The 517-nt window shown below is 39.8% G+C and carries 1 protein-coding gene; it reads right to left on the bottom strand.

Annotated elements, in window-relative coordinates; all coding sequences use genetic code 11:
• Window positions 1–517 (bottom strand): VaFE repeat-containing surface-anchored protein (locus HMPREF3190_RS04620; RefSeq protein ID WP_449676212.1); only part of this gene is annotated, 517 nt, incomplete at both ends.

Here is a 517-nt window from a genome sequence, read left to right on the forward strand (position 1 = left end):
TTCTGTGTTGCCTTGGCGCAAACTCTCAAATACTACCAGTGTTTTACCTGATAAGTTGCTTGCATCAAAACTAAATTCAGTTTCAATAAAGCCACTTGCACGCCATGCGACAAAAGTCTTAGACATGGTAATAACGTTTCCATGCTTATCAGCAACTGGCTTGCCTGTGTCTTTATCCATTAAGGTAGATACCAGTGTGTATTTTTCCCCCGGTACTAAATTGGCATAGCTTACTGAATCGCTTACAGTCTGTGCTTTATCCGCAAATACTAGATTGCTTTTAAGAGCTTTATTTTGCGCATAAGTGTGCATAAGTCCAGGCACATGAATTGTTTGCAAAGCATTATCGCTGTTTGCTTCTGAGTTTACTTTCTCACTTTTTGAGTTATAGATATACTCATATGCGACAATGGTTTTACCACGCTGCATATAGGTATCCACAAAGAAATCAATGTTTTGAAAGCCACTTGTTGTGGTAGGCGTAAACTCAATGCGTGTGCGATAAGGCGCACCATCT

Origin of the sequence: Umbribacter vaginalis (assembly GCA_001552935.1) — a bacterium.
Classification (GTDB): Bacteria; Actinomycetota; Coriobacteriia; order Coriobacteriales; family Eggerthellaceae; genus Berryella; species Berryella vaginalis.